Raw genomic sequence first — 24,788 nt, 5'->3', positions numbered from 1 at the left:
GATCCTGCAGCTACTCCAGTTTCAACTCCCGTTGGTTACCATGAAATGAAAAATGGCCTCCAAACCTGGAGGCCATTTGCTAAGCTGAGTGCAGAGCGCAGAATCCCAAAAATCTAGAAAAGTGGGAAAAATCTAGATATTCGTGGGATCCTACATGTTTACACATCAATATTCCGCGCAATCAGCGCATTCCCCTCAATGAACGCCCTACGCGGTTCGACGTTGTCGCCCATCAGCGTAGTGAACACGTCGTCGGCGCCCATCACGTCTTCGATCTTCACCTTGAGCAGGCGGCGCACGGTCGGGTCCATGGTGGTTTCCCACAGCTGTCCCGGGTTCATCTCGCCCAAGCCTTTGTAGCGCTGGATGTTCATGCCCTTGCGCACTTCGGCCAGCAGCCAGTCGAGCGCTTCGCCGAAGTCGGCCACCGGTTTGATGGTTTCGCCGCGTTTGGCGTAGGAGCCTTCGCGCAGCAGGCCCTTGAGCAGGTCGCCGGTCTTGGCGAGTTCGGCGTAGTCGCCGGAGTCGAGGAAGTCCTGGTCGAGCACGGTCACCAGCACGTTGCCGTGCAGCTTGCGGGTGATCTTGATCATCCAGCCGTCGTTCTTCTCGTCGTGCAGCAGGTCGAGCTGGATGAACTCGGCCGGCAGCGTGGCGGTGAGCGCGGCGATGGTGGCGCGGGCGTCGTGCTCGGTGTCGAGCGACAGGCGGCCGACCTTGAGCATGGCTTGCAGCACCAGGGGGTCGACCACGCGGCTTTCGCGTTCGATCACGGCGCGGGCGAGCAGGAACTGGCGCGCCACTTCGGCCAGGGTGTCGCCGGAGAGGGCGGCTTCGCCTTCGGCCGGCATCAGCTCGGCCTTGTCGAGCGCGAGCTGCAGCAGGTACTGGTCGAGCTCGTAGTCGTCCTTGAGGTAGCGTTCCTGCTTGCCGTGCTTGGCCTTGTAGAGCGGCGGCTGGGCGATGTAGATGTGGCCGCGCTCGACCAGTTCCGGCGTCTGGCGATAGAAGAAGGTGAGCAGCAGGGTGCGGATGTGCGCGCCGTCCACGTCGGCATCGGTCATGATGATGATGCGGTGGTAGCGCAGCTTGTCCGGGTTGTATTCGTCCTTGCCGATGCCGCAGCCGAGCGCGGTGATCAGGGTGGCGACTTCCTGGCTGGCCAGCATCTTGTCAAAGCGGGCGCGCTCGACGTTGAGGATCTTGCCCTTGAGCGGCAGGATGGCCTGGAACTTGCGGTCGCGGCCTTGCTTGGCGGAGCCGCCGGCGGAGTCACCCTCGACCAGGTAGAGTTCGGACATGGCTGGGTCTTTTTCCTGGCAGTCGGCCAGTTTGCCGGGCAGGCCCAAGCCGTCCATGATGCCCTTGCGGCGGGTGATCTCGCGGGCCTTGCGCGCGGCTTCGCGGGCGCGGGCGGCGTCGACGATCTTGCCGCAGATGATCTTGGCGTCGTTGGGGTTTTCCAGCAGGAAGGTTTTCAGCGCATCGCTGATCACTTCGTTGACTACCGGGCCGATCTCGCTGGAGACCAGCTTGTCCTTGGTCTGGCTGCTGAATTTCGGGTCGGGCAGCTTGACGGAGAGCACGCAGGTGAGGCCTTCGCGCATGTCGTCGCCGGAGGTGTCGACCTTGGCCTTCTTGGCGACTTCCGACGCTTCGATGTAGCCGTTGAGGGTACGGGTCATCACCTGGCGCAGGGCGGTGAGGTGGCTGCCGCCGTCACGCTGCGGGATGTTGTTGGTGAAGCACTGTACCGATTCCTGGTAGGAGTCGTTCCATTGCATCGCCACTTCGACCGTCATGCCTTCCTTTTCGCCAATGGCGTGGAACACCTTGGGGTGCAGGGCGGTCTTGTTGCGGTTCATGTATTCGACGAAGCCGGCCACGCCGCCGGAGTAGGCGAAGTTCTCTTCCTTGCCGCTGCACTTGTCGATCAGAGTGATGGCCACGCCCTGGTTGAGGAACGACAGTTCGCGGATGCGCTTGGCGAGGATGTCGAAGTGGTATTCGATCTTGCCGAAGGTTTCTTCGCTGGCGTGGAAGGTGACTTCGGTGCCGCGATAGGTGCTGTGGCCGGTGACGGTGAGCGGGGCCACCGCTTCGCCGCGGCGGAATTCCATTTCGTGCACCTTGCCGTCACGCCAGATCTTCAGGCGCAGCCAGTCGGACAGGGCGTTGACCACCGAGACGCCGACGCCGTGCAGGCCGCCGGAGATCTTGTAGCTGTTGCTGTCGAACTTACCGCCGGCGTGCAGCACGGTCATGATCACTTCGGCGGCGGAGCGGCCTTCTTCCGGGTGGATGTCGGTCGGGATGCCGCGACCGTTATCTTCCACCGAGATGGAGTTGTCCGGGTTGATGGTGACCTTGATGGTGTCGGCGTGACCCGCCAGCGCTTCGTCGATGGCGTTGTCCAGCACCTCGAACACCATGTGGTGCAGGCCGGTGCCGTCCTGGGTATCGCCAATGTACATGCCCGGGCGCTTGCGTACGGCATCCAGACCCTTGAGAACCTTGATGCTGTCTGCGCCGTATTCCTGTTCGCTCATAAAACCTTCTCTGTCGTGTGGCAGGTGTCACCGGCGGGGGAGGCCCCCGCCTTCGTCTTCGGCCAACCCGGTGATGCCCGAGGCCGGCCGAAACCGCGTTAGATGCGCATCGGCATCACGATGTACTTGAACTGGCTGTAGTCCGGAATGGTCACCAGCGTGCTGCGGTTGGCGTCGCCAAAGGCCAGCTGCAGGGTGTCGGCCGGCAGGTTGGTGAGCACGTCCAGCAGGTAGTTGATGTTGAAGCCGATCTCCAGCTCGCCGCCGCCGTAGTCGATTTCCAGCTCTTCTTCGGCTTCTTCCTGTTCGCTGTTGGTACACAGGATGGACAGGCTGCCCGGCTTGAGCACCAGGCGCACGCCGCGGAATTTCTCGTTGGCGAGAATGGCGGCGCGCTGCAGCGCGTGCAGGAAGGTGAGGCGGTCGATCAGGAACAGTTTGTCGTTGTCCAGCGGGATGACGCGGTTGTAGTCGGGGAACTTGCCGTCCACCACCTTGCTGATGATGACGGTGGAGCCGAAGGTGAAGCGCACCTGGTTGGCCAGCACTTCGATGGTGATGGGCTCGTCGCTATCCTGCAGCAGCTTGTAGAGTTCGATGATGGTCTTGCGCGGCAGGATCACCTCGGCCTTGGGCAACGAGGTGTCGATTTCGGCGGCGGCGAAGGCCAGGCGGTGACCGTCGGTGGCGACCAGGCGCACCTGGTTGTCGTCGGTCTGCATCAACAGGCCGTTCAGGTAGTAGCGGATGTCCTGCACGGCCATGCTGTACTGCACCTGCGAGATCAGGCGCTTGAGTTCTTTCTGCGGCAGGCTGAAGGTGGCTTCCGGCGTGCCGTTGACCGACAACAGCGGGAAGTCTTCGGCCGGCAGGGTCTGCAGGTTGAAGCGGCTCTTGCCGGCTTTCAGCGTCAGGCGGTTGTCCTGCTGCTCCAGCGACACGGTGGAGTTGCCGGGAATGGCGCGCAGGATGTCCTGCAGCTTCTTGGCCGAGGTGGTCAGGCGGAACGACTCGCCCGGCAGGGTTTCGGCGCTGGCGGTGGTGATCTGGATTTCCAGGTCGGTGGCCAGAAAGCCCACCGCGCCGTCCTTTTTCTCGATCAGCACGTTGGACAGGATGGGCAGCGTGTGGCGACGCTCGACAATCCCCGTCACCGCCAGCAGCGGTTTCAGCAGGGCATCGCGTTCAGCTTGCAGAATCAGCATGTTCCAGGCTCCCGAAAGGTATTAATTGCGCAGCATTTGCAGCAGGGTATCGTAATCGTGCGCGATGTCGGCGTCACTGCCGCGCATCTCCGCGATGGTCTTGCAGGCGTGCAGCACCGTGGTGTGGTCACGCCCGCCGAAAGCGTCGCCGATGTTGGGCAGCGAGAGCTGGGTCAGCTCCTTGGCCAGCGCCATGGCGATCTGGCGCGGCCGGGCGATGTCGCGGCTGCGCTTCTTGCTGTGCATGTCGCCCAGCTTGATCTTGTAGTACTCGGCCACGGTCTTCTGGATGGCGTCCACCGTCACCTGGCGATTGCCGGCGGCGAGGATGTCTTTCAGCGCTTCCTTGACCAGTTCCAGCGAGATGCTCTGGTTGGTGAAGCGGGCGTAGGCCACCACGCGCTTCAGGGCGCCTTCCAGTTCGCGCACGTTGGAGCGCACGTTCTGGGCGATGAAGAAGGCGACGGTGTGGTCGAGCTTGATGCTGTCGGCCTCGGCTTTCTTCATCAGAATGGCGACGCGCATTTCCAGCTCCGGCGGCTGGATTTCCACCGTCAGCCCCCAGCTGAAACGGGAAATCAGGCGCTCGTCCATGCCTTCGATCTGCTTGGGGTAGGTGTCGCAGGTCATGATGACCTGCTTGCCGCTTTCCAGCAGGGCGTTGAAGGCGTAGAAGAATTCTTCCATGGTGCGGTTCTTGCCCGCGAAGAACTGGATGTCGTCGATCAGCAGCAGGTCGAGCGAGTGGTAGTAGCGCTTGAACTCGTCGAAGGCCTTGTGCTGGTAGGCGCGCATGATGTCGGCCACGTAGCGTTCGGCGTGGATGTAGCGGATCTTGGCCTGCGGGTTCTTCTGATAGACGTGGTTGCCGATGGCCTGGATCAAGTGGGTTTTACCGAGGCCGACGCCGCCGTACACAAACAGCGGGTTGTAGGCCTGGTCGCCAGGGTTCTCGGCGATCTGCATCGCCGCGGCGCGCGCCAACTGGTTGCCCTTACCGGTCACCAGGGTATCGAAGGTGAACGCCGGGTTGAGCCGGGTGCTTTCGTGCCCGCCGCCGATGGCCTTGACCGCCGCCTGCTTGGCCGGGGTGGCCACGGCCGGAGCCGCGCCGCCGGCCGGTGCGCTCTTGCCGCTCGGGGCGGCCGGCTTGGCCGGCACCGCCACCGGGGCGGCGTTGGGGCTGCCCAGGCGCAGTTCGACCGGCACCTCGCCCATCAGCTCCACCGCCAGTTCCTCGATGCGGCCGAGGAAACGGTCTTTGATGAACTGCATGATGAAGCGGTTGGGAGCCAACAGCTGCACGCCGTCCTCGGTGAGTTCGGCGGCCAGCGGCTTGATCCAGGTGTTGAACTGCTGTGAAGACAGTTCGCCCTCGAGGCGAGCGAGGCACGCAGGCCAGAATTGATCCAGTTCGGTCATTAAGTACACGCAATAAAAAGCAAAAAATCCCGCCGTTGTCCGTTGTCGCGAAGGCGGGAGATACCGCCGTGCCAGGGCCTCGTGGGCGGCGCGGCGGTCAGTGTTCGGCATGGCGCAGAGGCGCATCCTCCCAGCCGGAGCGGCTAACCTTGCCCGCAGGGGGAAGGTTTCTGTTCAATTCTTACGCAGCGGGTGGGGGGCGCTAAGTTTTGACATTCTAATAGTTTTCCGGAAAGTTATCCACAGGGAGAGAAAAAATTAGCGATTGACAAAGCCGGGGTTTTCTTGTGAAATCACGCGTTTATTTCCTCGTTTCGAAATAGGAACACCGAATCATGAAACGCACTTACCAGCCTTCGACCACGCGCCGCAAGCGCACCCACGGCTTCCTCGTACGCTCCAAGACCCGTGGTGGTCGCGCCGTTCTGGCCGCCCGCCGCGCCAAGGGTCGCAAGCGTCTGGCCGTGTAAGTTTTGGCCTTTCGCTTTCGCCGTGCGCACCGGCTGTTGAAAACGGATGAATTTTCATCCGTTTTTAGTTTGCGGCAAGCGCGCAGCAATCCCTATTTTCAGGTATACGCCCGCCCCAACGGTCTTAACCGCCCGCGACTCGGTCTCGTGGTCGGCAAGAAGGTCGCCAAGCGGGCGTATCGCCGTAATTACATCAAGCGCACCGTTCGAGAGTGGTTCCGCCTGAATCAGCAGACGCTCGGCTCCTTCGATTACGTGGTGCGTTCCCGCCTCGTGTTCGACCGCGAGACGCGCACCGAAGCTGTCACGGCGTTGTCCTCACTCTTTGGTAAACTAGCCCGATGTCACGCCTCTTCATCTTCCTGATCCGTTGCTACCAGGTCGCCATCAGCCCGTGGCTCGCGCCGCGCTGCCGCTATGTGCCGACCTGTTCCGGCTACGCGATCGAGGCGGTGAAGAAACATGGCGCCTGCAAGGGCGGCTGGCTGGCTGTTCGGCGTATTTCGCGCTGTCACCCCTGGGGTGGCAGCGGCTACGACCCGGTTCCCTGACCACCTTTCCCGGTAATCGAGAGATGGATTCCAAACGACTGATCATTTTCATCGTTCTGTCCATGAGCATCCTGCTGCTCTGGCAGGAGTATTTTGCGCCCAAACCGACCCCGCAGCAGCTGGCCAAGAGCCAGACGACGGCGGGTGCGCCGGGAGCCCCGGCCGCCCCGAGCGCGGCAGCCCAGCCGGCTGATGCCGCCAAGCTGACGTCGGGCCAGCGCATCACGGTCAGCACCGACCTCTACAAGGCGGAGATTGATACCGTGGGGGGTGACCTGCGTCGCCTGGATCTGCTGAAGCACAACGCTGCCGAGGACGCCAGCAAGCCGTTCGAGCTGTTCACCGACAAGGGCGGCCGCGTGTACGTGGCGCAAACCGGTCTGGTGGCCGCCTCCAACCCGGCGCTGCCGACGCACAAGACCGTGTTCACGGCCGAGAAGACCAGCTACCAGATGAGCGGCGACAAGCTGGAAGTGAAGCTGACCGCGCCGGAAGCCAACGGTGTGAAGGTGAGCAAGGTGTACACCTTCAAGAAGGGCGCCTACGACATCGACGTGCGTTACGACATCAGCAACAGCGGCAGCGCGCCGGTCGCCCCGACCGCCTACTTCCGTCTGCTGCGCGACGGCCAGAAGCCGGAAGGCGAAGGCCGCTTTGCCAGCACCTTCACCGGCCCGGCGGTGTACACCACCGACGGCAAGTTCCAGAAGGTGTCGTTCGACGATCTGACCAAGGGCAAGGGTGACTACGTCAAGAGCGCCGACAATGGCTGGGTGTCGATGCTGCAGCACTACTTCATGAGCGCCTGGATCATCAAGCCGCTGGGCAGCCAGAGCGTGTGCGCCGCCGGCCAGCCGTGCCGCTTCGAGCTGAAGGGCAGCAACGGTCTGTTCTCCGCCGCTACGCTGGTGGATCTGCCGGCCATCGCGCCGGGTGCCAGCCGCTCGATCACCGTGCCGCTGTACGCCGGTCCGGAAGAGTTCGACATCATCACCAAGGTGGCCGATGGCATGGAGTACGCCAAGGACTACGGCTGGGTGCACATCTTCGCCTCGCCGCTGTTCTGGCTGCTGACCAAGCTGCACGCGCTGGTGAGCAACTGGGGCTGGGCCATCATCCTGCTGACGCTGACCGTGAAGGCGCTGTTCTACCCGCTGACCGCCGCCTCGTACCGCTCGATGGGCAAGATGAAGGCGCTGGCGCCGCGTCTGGAACGCCTGAAGGAGCAGTACGGCGACGACCGCATGAAGATGCAGCAGGCCGTGATGGAGATGTACAAGAGCGAGAAGGTGAACCCGCTCGGCGGCTGCCTGCCGATGGTGATCCAGATTCCGGTGTTCATCGGCCTGTACTGGTCGCTGCTGGCTTCGGTCGAGCTGCGCCAGGCGCCGTGGACGCTGTGGATCAACGATCTGGCCCGCCCGGACCCGTTCTACGTGTTGCCGGCGATCATGGCCATCACCATGTTCCTGCAGACCTTCCTGAACCCGCCGCCGGCCGACCCGATGCAGGCGAAGATGATGAAGATCATGCCGCTGGCGTTCTCGGCGATGTTCTTCTTCTTCCCGGCCGGTCTGGTGCTGTACTGGGTGGTGAACAACGTGCTGTCGATCGCGCAGCAGTGGTACATCAACAAGCAGATCGAGAAGGCCCGGAAACTGGCACTGCAGTCCTAAGAACCTGTTCACGATCTGTCGCGAGCGGCCCTCAGCGGGGTGAAGAGCAGCGCAGAAACCGGAATGTACACACAGTACATGAGGATTTCCGATCGCTGAGCGAATCAATAGATTCGCACGCAGTGCACATGAGCCCCGATCAGGGACGCGCAGCAAGATCGTGGATTGGTTCTGAGCCGTTTCTTGAACCCGATGATAAGCCCGGCCTTGATGGCCGGGCTTTTTTCCTGGCACCCTTTACATTACCCGCCAGAGAAAAGCTTGGCCGAAGCGGTCTAAGAAAAGTCTATTTCAGTAGGCGAGCGAGCCAAAGCAGGTTGAGTGCCGCCAGCGCACAGGAACCGGAATGTACACGGAGTACATGAGGATTCCTGATCGCTGAGCGAATCACTGCGTGCAAATCTTCGATTTGTTCAGCGATAGATTCGCACGCAGTACTGCCGGCGCTCAAGCTGCGAAGGCGCAGCCGCCTAATGGGATGGACTCAGAGACCGTTTCGGCCAGACTTTTCCGTTATTCCGCCTTAGCCGCAGGACCGCCACCATGTCGCTTGCCTACACTCCGACCACCATCTGCGCCATCGCCACCGCTCCCGGCCGTGGCGGCGTCGGCGTCATCCGCGTCTCCGGCCGTGGGTTGCTGCCGTTTGCCCAGGCCATCTCGGGCGGCAAGACCCCGCAGCCGCGCTACGCCACCTACAGCGACTTCGTCGCCGCCGACGGCACGGCCATCGATAACGGCCTGATGCTGTACTTCCCCGGCCCGAACTCGTTCACCGGCGAGGACGTGCTGGAGCTGCAGGGCCACGGCGGGCCGGTGGTGCTCAACATGCTGCTCTCGCGCTGCCTCGAACTGGGAGCGCGGCTGGCCGAGCCGGGCGAATTCACCAAGCGCGCCTTCCTCAACGACAAGCTCGATCTGGCGCAGGCCGAGAGCGTGGCCGACCTGATCGACGCGTCCAGCGAGACGGCGGCGAAGAGTGCGCTCAAGTCGCTCAAGGGGGCGTTCTCGCACGAGATCCACCAGCTGGTGGACGAGCTGATCACGCTCAGGATGCTGGTGGAGGCGACGCTCGATTTCCCGGACGAGGAGATTGATTTTCTCGAGGCCGCCGACGCGCGCGGCAAGCTCGGCGGGCTCCGCGCCCGGCTCACCCAGGTGCAGGCCACGGCGCGCCAGGGCGCGATCCTGCGCGAGGGCATGCACGTGGTGCTGGTGGGCCAGCCCAACGTCGGCAAGTCGTCGCTGCTGAACGCGCTGGCGGGCGACGACGTCGCCATCGTCACCGACATCGCCGGCACCACGCGCGACACGCTGCGCGAGGAGATCGTCATCGACGGCGTGCCGGTGCACGTGATCGATACCGCCGGCCTGCGCGACACCGACGACGTGGTGGAGAAGATCGGCATCGAGCGAACCTGGCAGGCGGTGGAGCGTGCCGATCTGGTGCTGGTGCTGGTGGACAGCCGCGAGGGGGTGGGCGCCGAAGTGAGCGCCATCCTGGCCAAGTTGCCGGAACGCCTGCCGCGTGTGTTCGTGTTCAACAAGGTGGATCTGTCGGGCGAAGTGCCGGGGTTGGCCGAAGAAGACGGCCATCCGGTGGTGCGGCTGTCGGCGCGCACCCTGGCCGGGGTGGAGCTGCTGCGCGCCAAGCTGCTGGAGATGATCGGCTACCGCGGCGCCAGCGAAGGGGTGTTCCTGGCGCGCGAACGCCACCTCGACGCCATCCGCCGTGCCGCCGAGCACCTGGCGCTGGCCGAGACGGTGTGGCAGCAGGTGGAGCTGTTCGCCGAGGAGCTGCGCCTGGCGCAGCACGCGCTGTCGGAAGTCACCGGCGAATTTACCCCGGACGATCTACTCGGGGTGATCTTCAGCCGCTTCTGCATCGGCAAGTAAGCCCCCCCGGCCCGGCGGGCTGCCCGCCGTCAGCAGCAGCGGGGCACCCGGTGCGCCGGAACGGGACAGCAACTCGGCCCGGGCGAGCAGGGGGGCGGGCTCGTTGCCGTCGCTGGGAAACACCGCCACGCCGACGCGTAGCGCGATCTCGACACGGTGCTTGCCCAGCATGAACGGATTGGCCAGCCGCGCCAGCAGCGGCTCCACCCGTTCGGCGACGGCGGTGGCGTCCTGCGGCAGGTCGGCCAGCAGGACCGCGAATTCATCACTCCCCAGCCGCGCCACGCAATCCTGCGGGCGCAAGCCATTCTCCAGACGCCGCCCGACCTGGCGCAGCAGCTGCTCGCCGGCTTCTTCGCCGTAACGCGCAGCAATCGGCTGGAAGCGTTCCAGATCGAGATAGAGCAGCGCGACGCGCTGGCCGTGTGCCTCGGCGCGCGCCATGGCGCGCGACGTCCGGGCCAGCAGCAGGGTGCGGTTGGGCAGGCCGGTCAGGGCGTCGCAGTGGGCCTGCTGCCAGGCTTCCTGCTGGCGCTGCCGCTCGGGGCAGATGTCGCTGAACAGCGCGACGTAGTGGCTGGGCCGGCCCTGTTCGTCGGCCAGCACCGAAATCTTCAGCCACTCGGCCTGCACCGTGCCGTTCTTGCGGCAGTTGTTGATCTCGCCCTCCCAATGGCCGTCCTGGCGCAGACGTTGCCACAACGTCCGGTAGAAGGCCTCGTCGTGCCAGCCCGAGGCCAGCATGGCGGGGGTGTGACCGACGATCTCGTCGGCGCTGTAGCCGCTGCGCAGGCTGAAAGCGTGGTTGACCGTGACGATCACGCTGTCGAGGTCGGTCACCATGATGCCTTCGCTGGCAGCGTCGAACACCGACTGCGCCAGCCGTTGCGCCGCCTGGCCCGCCAGCAGCGGCGAAACGTCGCTGAATGCCAGCAGCGCCGCGGGCGCCCGGCCCTGGTCGTCGCCACCGAGCGGACGGGCGCTGAGCGACAGCCACTGCGGTCCGGCACCATGGCTGGCGATGCCGAGCTGTTCGTGCTCGAGCGGGGCCGCGTCGCGCACTGCCGCCAGCCCTTGCGCCTGATCGGCGGCGAGCGGCGTGCCGTCCGGGTGCACCAGCCAGCGCTCGGGCCGCATCCAGCCCGCCTCGTCGAGCCCCAGCAGGCGCCGCGCCAGCGGGTTGGCGGCGCTCACCGCGCCGTCGGCGTCGACCACGGCGACCCCCATGGCTACGCTGTCGAACAGGGCCTGGAGTTGTTCCTCGCTGTGCCGCAGCCGCCGCGCCAGTTCATGGCGGGAACTGACGTCGTGCACGATACAGTGCAGCAGGTTACGGCCGTCCAATGGGCCCGGCCCGGTGTAGACCTCGACCTGACGCTGCTCGCCGTTGGCGAGGTGGTGGACGCAGCTGAAGCGGGCACTCTCACCGGACAGCGCCCGCTCCATTTCCCGCTGCAGCACCTCGGCCGGCAGCGAGATCAGCTGCGGCAGGCGCATCCGCGCCAGCACCTCGCGCGGGTAGCCGTAGAACTCGGCGGCGGCAGGGTTGGCATCGATGATGCGGGCACCGGCCGGGTCGACCAGCAGCTTGATGGCGGCGTTGTTCTCGAACAGGCCGCTATAACGCGCCTTGCTCTCGTCCAGCGCGTGCTGCTGACGCGCCAGGCGCAACAGCAGCAGCGCGAGGGCCGCGGCGCAGCCGGCCAGCAGCAGCGACCCCACCATGCTCTGCTCGCGGCTGGCGGCGATGGTGCGCTCAACCGGCGCCAGCACGGCACGCTCGTCGAAACCCACCACGGCGATCAGCGAGAACACCTCTAGCAGCTGCCAAGCGTGGATGCGCGGTACGTGGTCGAGAGTGGAAGTCAGGCGGAAGCTGCCATGCGCGGCGGGGGACGGGCCGCGGAACGGCGCGTTGAAGTCGAACGGCTGCCCCATCGCCTTGTCCTGCAGCCGATTACGCGCCAGGAAGCGGCCGTCGCTGCGCAACAGCGCCAAGGTATCGTTCGGCCCCAGGCGCAGCGCGCCAAAACGGTTGATGAAGAAGTCCGGCGCTATCGAGAACACCATCACCCCGGCGAACTCGCCGTCGCGGTACATCGGGCGCGAGAACTGGATGCTCCAGGCCTGGGACACCCGCCCCAGCACCGGCTTGCTGATGTAGATCTGGTCGGTGCGGCTGATGGCATGCACCTTGAAGTGGTCGCGGTCACCCAAGTAGACGTGCAGCGCGTCGTTCAGACTGGAGTAGGTGAGGTAGCCGTCGGCGTTGATCACGGCGATCTGGCGCAGCATGCCGGCCGGGAAGGTGGCGATGATCTGTCTGGCGTGCAGCGCCACCTGCCCCGGCGCCACCAGGTATTCCGCGCGCAGGCCCTGCAGCGCGAAGTCGACGTTGGCCAGCGCACCGGCCTGGCTGTCGGCCAGCGCGGCCGCCATCTGCTCAGCGTGCCGGGCGCTCAGCTGCAGCGCCTGCGCCCGCAAGGCGTCGTGGTTCTGCTCCAGGCGCAACCAGTAGGCTGGCAGGGCCAGCACGGTGGCCAGCACGACGAGAGCCGCTGCCAGACGCAGGCGGGTAGCATTCCACATGGTGTTGTCGGACTAGGGTCGGGTTAGTGGGCATGAGCCGGAATGGCACCGGGACGCAACGAGTGCCATGGTGCCCGACATTCTACCGGAAAAATACCGGACACCATGCCGAATGAGTAGATGCCGAACAAATTTTTACCTGGCTGTGACGTCGCATCGCGCCGGGTCATCGGCCACCTGTGGCCCCTCGGTCCGGCACCATGTCGTATGCTGAAAGCAGGACAGCCAAACGGGATGGGGCAGCGATGCGAGATCATTACGATGTGCTGGTAGTGGGCGGCGGCATCAACGGCTGTGGCATCGCCAACCTGGCAGCCCAGTGCGGGCTCTCGGTGCTGCTGGTGGAGCAGGACGACCTGGCGGCACATACCTCGTCGGCGTCGAGCAAGCTGATCCACGGCGGCCTGCGGTACCTGGAGTACGGCGAGTTCCGCCTGGTGCGCGAGGCGCTGGCGGAGCGCGAGGTGCTGCTGGCGATGGCGCCGCACATCATCCGCCCGCTGACCTTCATCCTGCCGCATCACAAGGCGCTGCGCCCGGTGTGGATGATCCGCCTCGGGCTGTTGCTGTACGACCACCTCGGCAGCCGCGAGCAGCTGCCGGCCAGCCAGCGCCTGACGCTGGCCGAGCATCCGGCCGGCGCGCCGCTGCGCCCGTTCTACCACACCGGCTTCAGCTACGCCGACTGCTGGGTCGACGATGCCCGGCTGGTGGTGCTCAATGCGATGCAAGCACGCGAGTACGGCGCCGACGTGCTGACCCATACCCGCCTGGACGGCGCCTGCCGCAGCGAGGCGGGCTGGCTGGCGCGCCTGACCGACCCTTCGGGCGCGCCGCTCACGGTGACGGCGAGCGCGCTGGTCAACGCCGCCGGGCCGTGGGTGGAGCGGGTGCTGGAAACCACCCTGGGCCATGCCGGGCGCTCCCGGCTGCGGCTGGTCAAGGGCAGCCACATCGTGGTGCCGCGCTGCTACGAGGGCGAGCACGCCTACCTGCTGCAAAACGGCGACCGCCGCGTGGTGTTCGTGCTGCCGTATGGCGACTACACCCTGATCGGCACCACCGACGTGCCGTTCGACGGCGACCCGGCGACGCTGGCGGCGAGCGCGGAAGAGATCGACTACCTGTGCGGCGTGGTGAACGAGTATTTCCTGCGCCCGATCCGGCCGCAGGACGTGGTGTGGAGCTTTGCCGGGGTGAGGCCGTTGTTCGACGACGGTTCGCCCAGCGCCACGGCGGTGACGCGCGACTACCATCTGGAACTCGACGGCAGCGACGTGCCGCTGTTGTCGGTGTTTGGCGGCAAGCTCACCACGCATCGCCAGCTGGCACGCGCCGCGCTGGCGCGGCTGGCCAGCCGCTTCGACCTGGAGCTGCCGGACGAGCCGCCCCCGGCGCTGCCCGGCGGCGTCTTGCCGACACTGACGCTGAGCGCCTACCGGCACCAGCTGGCACAGCGTTATCCCTGGCTGCCGGCAAAACTGCTGACGGCGCTGCTGCAACGCCACGGCAGCCTGATCGAGCGGGTGCTGCACGGCGCGACGGCGCTGGCCGACCTCGGCACCGACCATGGCGGCGGGCTGTATCAGCGCGAGGTGGAATACCTGATCAGGGAGGAGTGGGCGCGCCTACCCGAGGACGTGCTGTGGCGCCGCAGCAAGTGCGGGCTGGCGATGAGCGCGGCCGAGCGGCAGGCTTTCGCTGATGCGTGGGAGACGCGCTATGCGGGGCTGGGGATGGGCTGAAAGTCCATTCCAGTAGGTGAGCGAGCCAAGGCAGGTTGAGTGCTGCCGGAGCACAGGAACCGGAATGGTCATGCAGTACATGAGGATCATGGCTGAGCACCGCCAGCGCTCAAGATGCGAAGGCGCAGCCACCTAATGGGATGGACTAGACCCGGCTTTGCAGCTCGCCCAGCCGGTCCGGCCTGTCGGTGCACAGCATGTCGACCCCCCAGGACTGCAGCAGCCGCGCTTCCATGACGTCGTTCACGGTGTAGGCCATGACGGCGTAGCCGGCGCTGTGGATGGATTCGACCAACTCCAGGTTGAGGCTGGCGTGGTGGCAGTGCAGCGCCAGGGCGCCGACGGCATCGAGCTGGGCGCGCCAGTTGGCCGGCACCCTGTCGAACAGCAGGCCGCGCGGCAGTTCCGGTGCCGCGGCACGGGCGGCGTGCAGTGCCTCGGCAGAGAACGACGACAGCAGTGGCGGCACCGCGGCGCGCTGCCATAGCCGCCGCGCCGCGCGGGCGACCACGCGCCCGGTCTCGGCCTCGTGCCCCGGGCAGGGCTTGATCTCGAGGTTGACCTGAATACCGCCACTGCGGCACAGCGTGGCCAGTTCCTCCAACAACGGCAACGCTTCGCCGGCGAAGGCGGCATGGAAGCGGCTGCCGGCGTCCAGTTCGCGCAGCTGCGCCAACGTCAGCGCGCGGGCCGGGCCGGCACCGTTGGTGGTGCGCTGCAGGGTGTCGTCGTGCAGCAGGAACGGCTCGCCGTCGGCCGACAGTTTGACGTCGCACTCCACCGCGCGCACGCCCAGCCGTGTCGCGATCAGCAAGCCGGCCAGGGTGTTTTCCGGTGCCAGCGCCCCGCCCAGACGATGGGCGAATACCAGCGGATAGGGCCATAACGGCATGGTCACTTCGGTACCTCGATCGGGATGACGGGCGGCATGACAAGCGGCTCATTACCGGCCCAACGTGAAAAACGTTGGAATCGATTATGCTTCACGTTCTCGCGTTTCCCCTTAATCGTAAACCCTGCTTTACAGCTCGTGTGACAAAAAGTTACTGTCATCATAGTTTGTGCGGCGCAACAAATAGAAGAAATAGCCCAATGGAAATGGTTTTTCTGTGCCTGATGGCGTTTTTTGCCGGGATGATCGATTCGGCCGTTGGTGGCGGTGGACTGATCCAGCTGCCCGCGCTGTTCAACGGTTTGCCGACGCAGGCCCCGGCCACGCTGCTGGGCACCAACAAGTTCGCCTCGGTATTCGGTACCGCCAGCGCCACGCGCAGCTTCGTGACACGGGTGAGGATGGCGTGGGGGCTGATTCTGCCGGCCACCGGCGCAGCCTTCCTGCTGTCGTTCGTCGGCGCCACCGCGGCGAGCCACGTGCCGAAGCAGGTGATGAAGCCGGTGGTGCTGGTGCTGTTGATCGCGATGGCGTTGTATACCTTGAAGAAGAAGGATCTGGGGCGGCTGCACAAGCCGACGGCGATCACCGCGCGGGAGAAGCGGCTGGCGCTGCTGATCGGCGGCGGCATCGGCTTCTACGACGGGATTTTCGGGCCGGGTACCGGGACGTTCCTGATCTTCCTGTTCGTGCGCTGTTTCGCCTTCGACTTTCTGCACGCCTCGGCCGCGGCCAAGGTGGTGAACCTGGCGACCAACATCGCGGCACTGTCGTTTTTTGTCACCACCGGCAACATTCTGTACGCGGTGAGCATTCCGATGGCGTTGTCGAACATCGTCGGCGCCCAGGTGGGGAGCCGCATTGCCATCAAGGGCGGGGCCGGGCTGGTGCGGGTGTTGTTCCTGATCCTGGTGACCGGGCTGATCGGCAAGTTCGCCTACGACATGCTGGGGTGACGCCTGGAGTCGGATTGACAGCGGCGCCTGACATGCCGGCGCAATCCGGGAGGCCTAAAGTCGCATTGACAGTGGACAAGTTTTCCGCAAAATTTGTCGCAAAAGTATAAAAGCGCTACGCTTAATAACAAATAAATACATAAAGATAAAACGAACGGCTGTTTAATCTTCGGGGAAAACAGCCGTTTGCCGTCTTTACTAACGCTTTTCACACAACTGAGGAACTGACCATGCAGATCGCAATCCCGGCCGAACGTCTGGCTGGCGAGGCGCGCGTGGCCGCTACACCGGAAACGGTGAAGAAACTCGTCGCCATGGGTCACACCGTGGTCGTCGAGTCGGGGGCCGGACGCCTGTCCGCCGTCCCCGATGCGGCCTATGCCGAGGCGGGGGCCAGCCTGGCCGCCAGCCGCGCGGCAGCGCTGTCGTCCGCCGACATCGTACTGAAGGTGCGCCCGCCCGAGGCCGACGAGATCGCCGAGTTCAAGACCGGCGCCACCGTCGTCTCGCTGATGAACCCCTACGCCAACCCGCATCTGGCGGCCATGGCGGCCAAGAAGCTGTCGGCCTTCGCCATGGAGCTGTTGCCGCGCACCACGCGCGCGCAGAGCATGGACGTGCTCTCTAGCCAAAACAACATCGCCGGCTACCGCGCGGTGCTCTTGGCCACGCACTACTACCCGCGCTTCATGCCGATGCTGATGACCGCCGCCGGCACCGTGAAGCCGGCGCGCGTGCTGATCATGGGCGTGGGCGTGGCGGGGCTGCAGGCCATCGCCACCGCCAAGCGCCTGGGCGCGGTGGTGGAGGCGACCGACGTGCGCCCGTCCACCAAGGAGCAGGTGGAGTCGCTCGGCGCCAAGTTCATCGAGGTGCCGATGACCGACGAGGAGAAGGCGGCCAGCGACGGCGTCTACGCCAAGGAGATGTCGGACGACTACAAGCGCCGCCAGGCGGAGCTGGTGACCAAGCACGCCATGGCGGCGGACATCATCATCACCACCGCCCTGATTCCGGGCAAGAAGGCGCCGCAGCTGATCAGCGCCGAGGTGGTGCGGGGGATGAAGCCGGGTTCGGTGATCATCGACATCGCGGCGGAAGCCGGCGGCAACTGCGCGCTGACGGTGCCGGGCGAGGTGAGCGTGACCGACAACGGCGTGACCGTGGTCGGCACCACCAACCTGCCGGCGCTGGTGGCGGCGGACGCCTCCAACCTGTACGCGCGCAACCTGCTGACCTTCCTGTCGCTGATGCTGAGCAAGGACGGTTTCACCCTCAACCTGGAAGACGACCTGCTAGCCGCCACGCTGATCACCCACGACGGCGCGGTGCGCTTCGGCCAAACTTCCTCCCCGTCCGCCGCCGCCCAGCCGGCCGCGACGCGGGCCTGACCTTCCGGGAGAGCATCATGATCGATCCTTTCATCACCAGTCTGACCGTGTTCGTGCTGGCCGTGTTCGTCGGCTATCACGTGGTGTGGAACGTCACGCCGGCGCTGCACACCCCGCTGATGGCGGTGACCAACGCCATCTCGGGCATCATCGTGGTCGGTGCGCTGCTGCAGGTGGTGGACATCAACGGTGAAACCCTCACCCTGACGTCCGTACTCGGCGCCATCGGCATCTTCCTGGCCAGCATCAACATCTTCGGCGGCTTCCTGGTGACCCAGCGCATGCTCGACATGTTCAAGAAGAAGAAAAAGTAAGGAGCCGCCATGGAAAATATCTCTGCAATCCTCTACCTGATCGCGGCGGTGCTGTTCATCCTCGCGTTGAAGGGGCTGTCCAGCCCCGTTTCCGCCCTGCGCGGCAACCTGTACGGCATGGTGGGCATGCTGATCGCCGTGGTCACCACCTTCCTGATCATGGACAAGCCGGTGCTGGCGCTGATCGGCGCGGCCATTGCCGGTGGCGCGGTGATCGGGGCGTGGCGCGCCAAGACCGTGCAGATGACCGGCATGCCAGAGCTGGTGGCGGCGATGCACTCGCTGGTCGGCCTCTCGGCGGTGCTGATCGCGGTGGCGGCGATCTTCCACAGCGGGGTGGAGCATACCCCGGTGCAGAAGGTGGAGCTGTTCATCGGCGCCTTCATCGGCGCGATCACCTTCACCGCCTCGGTGGTGGCGTTCGGCAAGCTGTCGGGCAAGTTCGGCTCCAAGGCGGTGTCGTTTAGCGGCCAGCATCTGCTTAACCTGCTGCTGGCGATCGCCATGGTGGGCTTCGGCATCGTCTACTTCGTCAGCGACAGCCACGCCGCCTTCCTGGCGATGGTGGCGGTGGCGCTGGTGCTGGGCGTGACGCTGATCATCCCGATCGGCGGCGCCGACATGCCGGTGGTGGTGTCGATGCTGAACTCGTACTCGGGCTGGGCGGCGGCGGGCATCGGCTTCACGCTGAACAACCCGGTGCTGATCATCGCCGGCGCCTGCGTCGGCTCGTCCGGTGCGATCCTGTCCTACATCATGTGCAAGGCGATGAACCGCTCGATCGTGAGCGTGCTGCTGGGCGGCTTCGGCGCCGAACCGGCCGCGGCGGCGGCGGGCGCGTCCGGTCCGAAGAACTACAAGTCGGGCTCGGCCGAGGATGCCGGCTTCCTGATGAGCAACGCCGACTCCGTGATCATCGTGCCGGGCTACGGCCTGGCGGTGTCGCGCGCGCAGCACGCGCTGCAGGAGTTCGCCGAGCTGCTGCACGAAGCCGGGGTCAAGGTGCGCTACGCCATCCACCCGGTGGCGGGGCGCATGCCGGGGCACATGAACGTGCTGCTGGCCGAAGCCGAGGTGCCGTACGAGCAGGTGCAGGAGATGGAGGAGATCAACTCCGACTTCTCCAACACCGACGTGGTGCTGGTGATCGGCGCCAACGACGTGGTGAACCCGGCGGCGCAGAAGGACAAGGCGAGCCCGATCTACGGCATGCCGATCCTGGAGGCGCACAAGGCACGCACGGTGATCGTGGTGAAGCGCTCGATGAACGCCGGCTACGCCGGTCTGGACAACGAGCTGTTCTACATGGACAAGACCATGATGGTGTTCGGCGACGCCAAGAAGGTGGTCGAGGACCTGGTGAAGAGCGTGGCGCATTAACGCCGGCCTTCGGCCAACCTTGACGCACTCGACCGCCCGGCCGGTAACGGCAGGGTGGTTACGGAGAAGGTCGAGCTGAATCAAACCGCCCTGCAGGCTATGCTGACCAGGGCGGTTTTTCTTTTCTGGCGAGAAGATCGGTCATGGCGGCCACCGCTTTGTTCGGACTGGATATTGGCAAACACACCGCTTCCACCTGGGAGAAGACGATGCCTGCGACAATCCGGTGTTCGAGCGACAGTTCACCCGAAGTGGCCTGATCGAGTTCCTTTCTCACCAAACCGCCTGCCGCATTGTGATGGAATAGTCGCCAAGGTCTAGCATCGCCCACAGCCCGGCACCTCGGTTTAGAAGCAAAACCGCCGTGGAGCATCCCGGCGGCGAATGAAGGCCTGCTTTTGCGACGGCAGACACTGATGATGACCACCGGCCCACGGCCTGACGGACAACCTGACCAACAAAACAGTCTTCAGACTGAGGGCTTTTTGAGGGCCGTCAGGAGCGGCTCACGGCAAGGATCGGGCTGAGCTGCCCGTCAAGCATCCGGATAGATTCGTGCCAGGCTTCAAAGTCAGTATGTGTCAGCGACCTGTTCTTCCGAAGCTCCGGCTGACCATGAGCTTTTTTATGGCGACACGGACCAGCGTGTGCGCCGGCTCAGGCCGACTGGCCTTCCGCCTCCAGCCAGTCGGTGAATTCCTGCAACCGGGCCTCGAAGTCCGCCATCGCGGCCGCGAACTCGCCCGGTTCCGGCCGGCGTGCGGCCGTTTCCAGCGTCTCGGCCACCGCACCCAGCGCCATGGCCCCGACCATGCGGCTGGCCCCCTTGATGCGGTGCGCGGCCCATGCCACGCGCGCGCTGTCGTTCGCGTCTACCGCGGCGCGCAGCGCGGCGACGTCTTCCAGGTTGCTCTGCAGGAAGTCCTGCAGGATTTCCCATTCCAGCATGCGGTCGCCATTGCTGTAGACCGCCAGGGCGGAGCGCTCCACCGGCTCGCCTTTCGGCGCCGCCGGCTCCCGGCCGGGCACAACCGCCGCCTTGTCCGCCACGACCGGACTGCACAGCCACTTCTCCAGCATCCCGCCAAGCTGGGCCAGGTTGAGCGGCTTGGTGAGAAAATCATCCATGCCGGCCGCCAGCGCGCGGTCGGCCTCTTCCTTGCCGGCGTTGGCGGTACAGGCGACGATCGGAATCCGGCCGCCGCCCTCGCCAAGCTGCTCGTGCTGGCGGATAGCGCGTGCCAGCTGATAGCCGTCCATCACCGGCATGTGACAGTCGGTCAGAATCAGCGAGAAGTGCCCGCTGCGCCAGCGCTGCAAGGCCTGCACGCCGTCTTCCGCCACCTCGACCGGGTAGCCCAGCAACTCCAGCTGCTTCTGTCCCAGCTTGCGATTGGTCGGGTTGTCCTCGACGAACAGGATCGGCTTGAAACCGGCCAGCGCCGCGCGGTCGAGGCCCAGGGGCGGGAACGGAGCGTCGGCCACCGGCGCGGCTGGCGCCGCCACCACCGCCGCCGACAGCGTCAGCGTGGCGCAGCTGCCTTGCCCCGGCTCGCTGTCGAGACCGACTTCCCCTCCCATCAGCCTGGCCAGGCGTCGGCAGATGGCCAGCCCCAGCCCGGTACCGCCGAAGCGGCGGGTGGTATCGCTCTCGGCCTGAGTGAACGGCTCGAACAGGCGCGCCACCGTATCGGCGGTCATGCCGATGCCGGTGTCGACGACGTCGAAACGCAGGGTCTGGGCCAGCGCGTCCTCCGCCAGCAGCGAGACGCGAATCTCGACCGAGCCTTGCTGGGTGAACTTGAGCGCGTTGCTGACGAAGTTCTGCAGGATCTGGCGTAGCCGCAGTGAATCCAGCAACAGGCAGGGTGCCACCCGATCGTCGACCCAGGTGGTGAACCATAGCCCCTTGCGCCGGGCGTTTTCCTGGTACAGCCCATGCACCTGGGCGACGATGTCGGCCACCGACGCCGCCTCGGGCGAGAGGTCGAGCCGGCCGGCCTCGATCTTGGAAAAATCCAGGATGTCGTCGATCAGGCGCAGCAGGGTCTTGGCCGACTCCTGGATGGTGTCCACCGCGTCACGCTGCTCGGAATCGAGCGGGGTCAGCGCCAGCAGCTCGACCATGCCCAGCACGCCGTTCATCGGCGTGCGGATCTCGTGGCTCATCGCCGCCAGGAAGGCGCTCTTGGCATGATTGGCGCTGTCGGCCTGACGGCAAGCCTCGATCAGCTCCGCCTCCTGCTGCTTGAGCGCGGTGATGTTGGCCCAGACCCCGACCGTGCCGCGCCCGGGAATCTGCCGTTCGTTGATCTGCCACCACGCCTCGCCCAGCTGCAGCGAAAAGGACGAGGCGCCCATACGGTGGCGATGCACCCGCTCGGCGAGCCACTGCTCGGCGTCAAAACCCGGCTCGGGACGCTCGCCACGCTGCAGCATCGCCCATACCGTGTCCTCGAACGAGATGCCGAGCAGGGCGTCGGACGACCGTCCCTCGCTGACCAGGTCGGCGAACCGCTGGTTGCACAGCAGCAGCTGATCGTGCGGGCCGTACAACACGAAGGCCTCGGAAATGGACTCGATCGCTCCCAGCAGCTGGTGGCGGGATTCCGCCGCCTCGTCGCGCGCCTGCTGCAGGGCGAACTCGGCCAGCTTGCGCTCGGTGATGTCGAGGCAGGCCAGAATCATGCCGCCCTGGACACTCTCGCCGTGCAGGGCCTGCCCCTCGATCAGCACCCACACCGGCATGCCGTTGCTGCGCAGGCATTCCGCCTCATACTGCACGCGGCCGCCCTGTTCGCGTGCGCTGCACAACGCCTGCCCGAGCGGAATCCAGATTTGCTGGTCGGCGACCAGTTCGAACAGATGCAACGGCAGCAAGCCGCCGCGTGCGGTGCCGAAGAGCTGTTCCGCCGCGTGGTTGGCGCGCAGTATCCGGAAGTCTTCGTCGATGCGCAGCAAGCCGACCGGCGAGGCCGCGTACACGGCCTCCTCTTCCTGCAACACGGTCCGCAGCCGCTGCTCCGATGCCTTGCGGCGGTTTTCTTCGGCGTAGAAGCCCATGATGCTGGCAAACGCCGCGAGCAGGGCGTCCTGCACCTGCACCATGGCGTCCCGGTCCGGTGCTTTCAGGCACACCAGCGCCACCAGCCGCTGTTCCTGCCGGACCGGCAGCAGCCACCACGGCGCCCCCCCGATTTCCCGCTCCATGTGGCCGTCGGCCATCACCAGCAGTTCGGAGAGCGAATCCAGCAGAACGTCCCAGGCCTGAGTGTCGCGGCATCCTTGCCGGGCCAGGAAACGGAAGCGCTGGCCGCCGTCCGGATCGGGTTCGACCACGATCAGCCCACCCTCGGCGGCATGGCAGAATTCGAGAAACAGCGCCAGCAGCCGGGTGAAAACGTGCAGGCGGGCACGATTGGCCAGCAGCAGCGAGGTCACTTCGGAGATCGCCGACAGCAGGGCCAGGCTGCGCGCGTGCGCCATTTCCGCCAGGCGTTGTTCGTGCTCGTCGCGCACCACCAGCAAGCGACGGGAATGGCGCCCGAAGCGCCCTCGCGCCATGCCGCTCAAGGTGACGCCGGTAAAGAAGCGGCTGCCGTCGCGGCGGATACCGACCCCCTGCAAGCGGGTCTCGACATGCTCCGGTGCGACGGCGTCCTCCGGCGGCGCGGCAGGCGCCAGCTCCAGCAGCTCGCCGTACGCCCGCCCCGGCAGTTCGTTGCGACGATAGCCGAACAGCGTCTCGGCCCCCACGTTGGCCATCTGGATGATGCCATCATCGTTAACCGTGAGGATGGCGTCGCGGGTGGCGTCCAGCACCTGCTGCAGGCGCCGGAGCGGGCGCAGGATGCGGCGCATCACGGCGAACAGCAGCGCCGCGTACAGCGCGAACGCCAGCAGGGAGGCGAACACCGTCAGCTGCAGCTCGCGATAAAGCGCCTGACGATGCTCCTCCAGCGTCGATTCCGCCAGCCGGGAGGCGTCGTCGAACAGGAACAGCACTTCGTCGTGCGCCCGGCGTATGGCCTCCACATAGACCCCACTGACCGGCAGCGAGGCCGCCGCGCCCTGCAATTCGGCAAGTTGCGCGTTGCTCATGCGGAACAGCTGGTAGGTCGCCGCGTTGAGCTTGGTCAGTCGCTGCGACAGCTCGCCCGGACCGAGATAGCGGATATTGCTCTGCAACAGCTCCAGCATCAGCAGGCCACGTTCGCGCTGGGACGCCAGGTCGGCCTCGTCACTGGCGTTGAGGCGCCGTTTCAGCTCGAGGCGCATCAGCAGGGCCGACCCTTCGCTGCCGATCGCACGGCGCAGCAGCCAGGCATTGAACTTGACCCCGGCAAGCCGGCTCAGGAACTCGTTGTCATCGTCGCCAAGGCGGTACGAGTGGTTGGCGAGTTCGGCGTCGATGCTTTCGAACAGGTGGTTGCTGGCCAGTTGCCAGCTGAAGGCCAGGCTTTCGTCGGCCCGGCCAGGGTGATGTTGCAGATAACGGTCGATCTCGCTGCGCAGCTTGGCAAGATGGTCATAACGCTGGCGGATCGCGGCCAGGTTGGCCCGGTCCTTCGTCCCTTCCAGCATCTCCACTCTGTGCAGCGCCTCGGCCAAGGCCCGGTCGCCCTGCTGACGCAGGCGCTGCAACTCGGGAAGCTCGTAGCGCCCCGGCGGCTGCGCACGCACCAGCAGGATGCGGGTCTGGGCGCCTTCCCGTTCCAGAAAGTCGGCGGCAAGGAACAGTTGGTGCGAGGCGCGGTTGAGGTCGTCCAGCCATTGGGCACGGCGGTACTGGTGCAGCGAGTCCTGGAGCAGCAGGTAGGAGGCCAGCCCCTGCAGCACGCCCAGCACGATCACCACCAGCACCACCGCCCGGCCGATGGCAACCGTCTGCGTCCAGCGCCCCTTGCCGTCGGTCATGGCTCAGTCCCGACCCGGCTGGTCAGGCTCCACGATGGAAAGATGGCTGACGCCGTAGCGGTCGCGGAAGTTGCGCAAGGCGGCAAGCTGGGTGGCGGTGATGCGGGTGCCCTTGGGCAGCAGCAGGTGGCCGGACAGATTGGTCAGATCGCGTGCCAGCACCATGCCGGGCTTGACCCCCTCCAGAGGCAGCAGGGTGCCGGCAGCATGGTGATGCTCGTCCAGCGCCGCGTGTTCGAGCAGGGTGGAGGCGTGGGGCTGGCTGAGGTGCTGCACTTGACCAGAGCTGGTCGACACCACGAAATAGCGGAACGGGTCCGCCTCAGGCCGCGGCTTGGTCATGGCCAGTTCGATCGCCTTTTCCACGTCGGCCGGCTTGGGTGGTTTGACGATGAAACCGTCGGCGTGCAGGCGCGCCGCGGCCAGCACGTTGCTGCGGTCGGCGTGCCCGGACAGGAAAATGAAGGGCAGGTTGGACGGGTTGGCGGTCTGCCCGCAGCGCAGTTCTTTCAAGAGTCCGATACCGTCCAGGCCGTCCATCTGGATATCGCACAGCACCAGGTCGACCTGGCGGATATCCAGGGTGCGAATGGCGGCAGCACCGTCGGCCGCCTGCAGGATGGCCTCCGGGCGCAGGCCCATATTGCGCAGGGCCTGCGTCATCAGGGTTCGGATCAGAATCTGGTCGTCCACCACCAAGACCTTGAGTCTGGCAAAGTCGACACTCATTCGGTAGCACCTCAGCATGGGGCTTGAGCCTCCATGATGGACGTGAAGCGGGCGCCGAAGCAAGAAAATTAGCCGTTTGGCATGGCGACGGAGAGCCGACAGCGAC

General features: G+C 65.5%; 17 protein-coding genes and 1 pseudogene. 11 read left to right on the top strand and 7 right to left on the bottom strand.

Annotation, left to right across the window (positions count from 1 at the left end; genetic code table 11):
• Window positions 1–158: 158 nt before the first annotated feature.
• From gyrB to dnaA, 3 genes are all read right to left on the bottom strand, one after another.
• Window positions 159–2,549, bottom strand: a complete 2,391-nt coding sequence (gyrB, locus tag B9N72_RS12240; RefSeq protein WP_085276677.1) for a DNA topoisomerase (ATP-hydrolyzing) subunit B — start codon at window positions 2,547–2,549, stop codon at window positions 159–161.
• Window positions 2,550–2,647: 98 nt separating this feature from the next.
• Window positions 2,648–3,754 (bottom strand): DNA polymerase III subunit beta, encoded by a 1,107-nt coding sequence (dnaN, locus tag B9N72_RS12235; protein ID WP_085276676.1) that lies wholly within the window; start codon window positions 3,752–3,754, stop codon window positions 2,648–2,650.
• Window positions 3,755–3,775: 21 nt separating this feature from the next.
• A complete protein-coding gene (gene dnaA / locus B9N72_RS12230; protein ID WP_085276675.1) occupies window positions 3,776–5,176 on the bottom strand; it encodes a chromosomal replication initiator protein DnaA in 1,401 nt (466 codons plus the stop codon).
• A gap of 335 nt (window positions 5,177–5,511) precedes the next feature.
• Here dnaA and rpmH point away from each other — a divergent pair, with 335 nt between their 5' ends.
• From rpmH to mnmE, 5 genes are all read left to right on the top strand, one after another.
• Window positions 5,512–5,646, top strand: a complete 135-nt coding sequence (gene rpmH / locus B9N72_RS12225; RefSeq protein ID WP_008955801.1) for a 50S ribosomal protein L34 — start codon at window positions 5,512–5,514, stop codon at window positions 5,644–5,646.
• A gap of 3 nt (window positions 5,647–5,649) precedes the next feature.
• On the top strand, window positions 5,650–6,012 hold the full coding sequence (gene rnpA, locus B9N72_RS12220) for a ribonuclease P protein component (RefSeq protein ID WP_081455972.1): 363 nt from the start codon (window positions 5,650–5,652) through the stop codon (window positions 6,010–6,012).
• Window positions 5,988–6,197 carry a membrane protein insertion efficiency factor YidD gene (gene yidD, locus B9N72_RS12215; RefSeq protein ID WP_008955800.1) on the top strand — a complete coding sequence of 70 codons (210 nt, stop codon included), beginning with the start codon at window positions 5,988–5,990 and terminating at the stop codon, window positions 6,195–6,197. Before rnpA ends, yidD begins: the two co-directional genes overlap by 25 nt.
• Before the next feature lie 23 nt (window positions 6,198–6,220).
• Window positions 6,221–7,873, top strand: a complete 1,653-nt coding sequence (gene yidC / locus B9N72_RS12210; RefSeq protein WP_085276674.1) for a membrane protein insertase YidC — start codon at window positions 6,221–6,223, stop codon at window positions 7,871–7,873.
• 543 nt (window positions 7,874–8,416) lie between these two features.
• The gene (mnmE, locus tag B9N72_RS12205; RefSeq protein WP_085276673.1) at window positions 8,417–9,769 is read left to right on the top strand and encodes a tRNA uridine-5-carboxymethylaminomethyl(34) synthesis GTPase MnmE; all 1,353 of its coding nucleotides are present in this window, start codon (window positions 8,417–8,419) and stop codon (window positions 9,767–9,769) included.
• Here the strand turns inward: mnmE and B9N72_RS12200 are convergent.
• Complete coding sequence (locus B9N72_RS12200; protein WP_085276672.1) at window positions 9,728–12,358, bottom strand: sensor domain-containing diguanylate cyclase; 2,631 nt, start codon at window positions 12,356–12,358, stop codon at window positions 9,728–9,730. The genes mnmE and B9N72_RS12200 overlap by 42 nt on opposite strands.
• 245 nt (window positions 12,359–12,603) lie before the next feature.
• On the opposite strand from B9N72_RS12200, the gene glpD reads away from it, so the two are divergent.
• Window positions 12,604–14,103: a glycerol-3-phosphate dehydrogenase gene (gene glpD / locus B9N72_RS12195; protein ID WP_085276671.1), complete on the top strand. Its 1,500-nt coding sequence runs from the start codon at window positions 12,604–12,606 to the stop codon at window positions 14,101–14,103.
• A gap of 145 nt (window positions 14,104–14,248) precedes the next feature.
• On the opposite strand, the gene ugpQ is transcribed toward glpD, so the two are convergent.
• Window positions 14,249–14,995, bottom strand: a complete 747-nt coding sequence (gene ugpQ, locus B9N72_RS12190) for a glycerophosphodiester phosphodiesterase (protein WP_085276670.1) — start codon at window positions 14,993–14,995, stop codon at window positions 14,249–14,251.
• Window positions 14,996–15,195: 200 nt separating this feature from the next.
• Between ugpQ and B9N72_RS12185 the strand changes: the two genes are divergently transcribed.
• The 5 genes and pseudogenes from B9N72_RS12185 to B9N72_RS21435 form a co-directional block, all read left to right on the top strand.
• A complete protein-coding gene (locus B9N72_RS12185; protein ID WP_085276669.1) occupies window positions 15,196–15,951 on the top strand; it encodes a sulfite exporter TauE/SafE family protein in 756 nt (251 codons plus the stop codon).
• 230 nt (window positions 15,952–16,181) lie between these two features.
• A complete protein-coding gene (locus B9N72_RS12180; protein WP_085276668.1) occupies window positions 16,182–17,342 on the top strand; it encodes a Re/Si-specific NAD(P)(+) transhydrogenase subunit alpha in 1,161 nt (386 codons plus the stop codon).
• A 17-nt stretch (window positions 17,343–17,359) separates the two neighbouring features.
• Window positions 17,360–17,656: a proton-translocating transhydrogenase family protein gene (locus B9N72_RS12175; RefSeq protein ID WP_085276667.1), complete on the top strand. Its 297-nt coding sequence runs from the start codon at window positions 17,360–17,362 to the stop codon at window positions 17,654–17,656.
• A gap of 9 nt (window positions 17,657–17,665) precedes the next feature.
• Complete coding sequence (locus tag B9N72_RS12170) at window positions 17,666–19,036, top strand: NAD(P)(+) transhydrogenase (Re/Si-specific) subunit beta (RefSeq protein ID WP_085276666.1); 1,371 nt, start codon at window positions 17,666–17,668, stop codon at window positions 19,034–19,036.
• A gap of 143 nt (window positions 19,037–19,179) precedes the next feature.
• Window positions 19,180–19,340: pseudogene (locus B9N72_RS21435) on the top strand (IS110 family transposase); the annotation flags it as partial.
• A 353-nt stretch (window positions 19,341–19,693) separates the two neighbouring features.
• Here the strand turns inward: B9N72_RS21435 and B9N72_RS12165 are convergent.
• Window positions 19,694–23,953 carry an ATP-binding protein gene (locus B9N72_RS12165; protein WP_085276665.1) on the bottom strand — a complete coding sequence of 1,420 codons (4,260 nt, stop codon included), beginning with the start codon at window positions 23,951–23,953 and terminating at the stop codon, window positions 19,694–19,696.
• A 3-nt stretch (window positions 23,954–23,956) separates the two neighbouring features.
• Window positions 23,957–24,682, bottom strand: coding sequence for a response regulator (locus B9N72_RS12160; protein WP_085276664.1), 726 nt, complete (start codon window positions 24,680–24,682; stop codon window positions 23,957–23,959).
• Between the last annotated feature and the right edge of the window lie 106 nt (window positions 24,683–24,788).

Source organism: Pseudogulbenkiania subflava DSM 22618 (assembly GCF_900177275.1).
Lineage (GTDB): Bacteria > Pseudomonadota > Gammaproteobacteria > Burkholderiales > Chromobacteriaceae > Pseudogulbenkiania > Pseudogulbenkiania subflava.
The sequence above is the reverse complement of the archived record's forward strand: the minus strand, read 5'-3'. Positions and strand labels throughout refer to the sequence as shown.